This window comes from Klebsiella sp. S69, assembly GCF_016516145.1.
GTDB lineage: Bacteria > Pseudomonadota > Gammaproteobacteria > Enterobacterales > Enterobacteriaceae > Klebsiella > Klebsiella oxytoca.
This window is the reverse complement of sequence record NZ_JACVUU010000114.1, coordinates 1-245: the sequence shown is the minus strand read 5'-3', so window position 1 is coordinate 245 and position 245 is coordinate 1. Positions and strand designations below refer to the sequence as shown.

Here is a 245-nt window from a genome sequence, read left to right as displayed (position 1 = left end):
TCCAGTCCCATTCACGCTGTGAAAGCTTATCAGCGGCAACGGAGAGCAGGATGGTATCAATACTTTTACGGGTCATCATGGGGAAAGGCTCTGAGAAAAATATGTAGCCAGATCATATATATTCAAATCACTGTATGACAACTCAGAGTCAGGCAGATAGCGCGGTTTTCAATTTGCGGCCGTCAGGCTGCCCTGTTCTGAATCTCCTGTAGGAAAATAGAGAAAAAGAACAGACTGCTGTAGTA

The 245-nt window shown here is 44.9% G+C and carries 1 pseudogene; it reads right to left on the bottom strand.

Annotated elements, in window-relative coordinates:
* Nucleotides 1–79: pseudogene (locus IAE27_RS29845) on the bottom strand (hypothetical protein); the annotation flags it as partial.
* Between the last annotated feature and the right edge of the window lie 166 nt (nt 80–245).